General features: G+C 42.1%; 2 protein-coding genes. One reads left to right on the top strand and one right to left on the bottom strand.

From position 1 onward, the window contains the following. Nucleotides 1-262 precede the first annotated feature (262 nt). Nucleotides 263-1,435 carry a LysM peptidoglycan-binding domain-containing protein gene (locus ACLOR3_RS09110; protein ID WP_411400925.1) on the top strand — a complete coding sequence of 391 codons (1,173 nt, stop codon included), beginning with the start codon at nucleotides 263-265 and terminating at the stop codon, nucleotides 1,433-1,435. 238 nt (nucleotides 1,436-1,673) lie between these two features. Here ACLOR3_RS09110 and ACLOR3_RS09105 read toward each other — a convergent pair. Continuing rightward, nucleotides 1,674-2,363 (bottom strand): MFS transporter (locus tag ACLOR3_RS09105; protein WP_412037158.1); only part of this gene is annotated, 690 nt, incomplete at its 5' end.

Below are 2,363 nucleotides of genomic sequence, written 5' to 3'. Positions count from 1 at the left end.
ATTCGACTGAAAAATCTTCCAAAATCCCATTGTGCAGGACTCTCAAAGGCTTCTGATACAATGGATTTGTTTGATCATCCAAATAGTACTAACTGTCATTAATTATTAAGAGAATGTAACAAGAAAGGGTTAATGTTACAAATTAGGGTCAGTTAGATTAAAAGAAAAGAAGAGCCATTTTAAAGACAAAAAATGTGGTAGAATATTAAATGTATCTGTCTGGAGATAAATCTCCGATAATAAGAAAACGAGGAAAGAACGTATGAAGAAAGTAAATAAAAAGGCTTTAATTGCTTCGACTGTTGCTATGGCGGTCTTGCCATTTACAACTGGTAAAGCAGAATCAAATGGGGATTGGGTTGCCCGTTCTGTAGATGAAATTCGTGCAGATATTTCAACTTCAGAAAACAAACAAACCTACACTATCAAATATGGGGATACCCTAAGCACGATTGCGGAAGCTTTGAATGTTGACGTAACTGTTTTGGCAAACTTGAACCAAATCAGCAACATTGATTTGATTTTCCCAGGAACTGTCTTGACAACAACTGTCAATGATCAAAACCAAGTGACAGGTGTAGAAATCCAAACTCCTACAGCAGGAAATGCTGATGCAACTGTGACAACTTCTGCTGATTTGACAAACAACCAAATCAAAGTAGACAACCAAACTGTTGCAGTGGGTGATTTGACAAAACCAGTAGCAGATGAAAGCAACCAAGCTGTAGAACTCCCTCAAGCACCTGCAGTTGTAGCAGCAGTGGCAGAGCAAGTATCAGAAAGCTTGCCAACTCCAGTAGCACCAGCTGAAACACCTGCACCAGCAGCTCCAGTAGCAGAGGAAGCACCAGCACCAGTTGTTGAAGAAGCACCTGCGCAACCTGCTACAGCGCCAGCTGAAGTAGCGGCTCCTGTAGAAGCACCAGTTGTTGAGGAAGCACCAGCGGCTCCAGTAGCTGAACCAGCTCCAGTCGTAGAAGTTCCAGCAGAACCAGAAGTTACTGCGGTTGCTTCAACACCACAATATGGTGCACCAGCACCAGTTGTTGATACGACAGCTTCAACTCCTTCAACAGCAACTCCAACTTCAAATGAAGGTCTTCAACCTCAAACAATTAAATTCAAAGAACAAGTGATTAATGAACTTGGCTTGACTGATATCGGTGGTTACCGTCCTGGTGACCCAGAAGATCACGGTAAAGGTCTTGCAATCGACGTTATGGTTCCAGAAAGTTCAGCGATCGGTGATCAAGTAGCTCAATATGCAATCGATCACATGCAAGAAAATGGAATTTCTTACATCATCTGGAAACAACGTTTCTATGCTCCAGTAAATAACATTTATGGACCAGCAAACACTTGGAATGAAATGCCAGACCGTGGTAGCGTAACAGAAAATCACTACGACCACGTACACGTATCATTTTACGAATAATTAACTCACAGCAAAGAGGCTGGGACAAAAGTCCTAGCCTCTCAATTGTCTTTGGATTATCGAGCAAGACGCAGTGGTTGAATGGGCTCTACTACGCTGATTTTATCAGCTTTTACAGCCCTAATCAACTGTGCGGAGGTGGGACGACGAAATCGAATTCTAACGAATTACCGATTTCTGTCCCACTCTCTTTTTTTGTATAAAAAATAGATCCCATTGCTCAATGGGACCTAGTGGATTAAAGGATGATATCAGATTTTTCAACTTGATAGAGAGCCATACTCATAAACAAAGCAACAACAAGAAGAATAAGAATACCAGGTGTCCAAGAGTGGAAGATTTGTTGGCTTGAACCAAATAAGATAGGCCCAAGTGCAGCAAAGACGTATCCTCCTGTTTGAGCTAGTCCAGAGAGCTGAGCAGTTTTCTCAGGAGAGCTAGACTTCATGGAGAAGGTAACCATGAGGTAAGGGAATAAGATACTCGTAAAACTTCCGATCAAGATATTCAGGATCAACCAGTAAATGAAGTTGTCTGTCTTTAGTAACAGCATGGCAATTCCAGTAAAACCAGCTAAAACAGTTGTTATCAGCATGGTGCGACGGTTTCGTTCAGAAAGGCTGGTGGTGAGACTTGGAATGGTCATAGAGAAGGGAAGACTCATCAGGGTGAATACAGATGCTAAAATTCCTGCATTGGCTTGACTGATGCCGGCTTGGGTCGCCATGGTAGGAAGCCAGGTCATAGTGGTATAGAATAAGAGAGATTGTAGACCACAGAAGAGCATGATAGCCCAGACCTTACCATTCTTATACCAGCTAGTCTTATTTTCATTAGAAGAAGAGCTTTTTTTCAAATAATGATTGTGACGAGCATTGGGGACCCAGATCATAAGAGCGACTGCACAGACAACTGTCAGCACCCAGAC

The organism is Streptococcus intestinihominis, from assembly GCF_046824975.1.
In the GTDB taxonomy this organism is placed as follows: Bacteria; Bacillota; Bacilli; order Lactobacillales; family Streptococcaceae; genus Streptococcus.
The sequence above is the reverse complement of the archived record's forward strand: the minus strand, read 5'-3'. Positions and strand labels throughout refer to the sequence as shown.

Excerpts from the sequence above, each read along its gene's own strand:
- ACLOR3_RS09110 (WP_411400925.1), top strand. The coding sequence starts at position 263 with ATGAAGAAAGTAAATAAAAAGGCTTTAATTGCTTCGACTGTTGCTATG.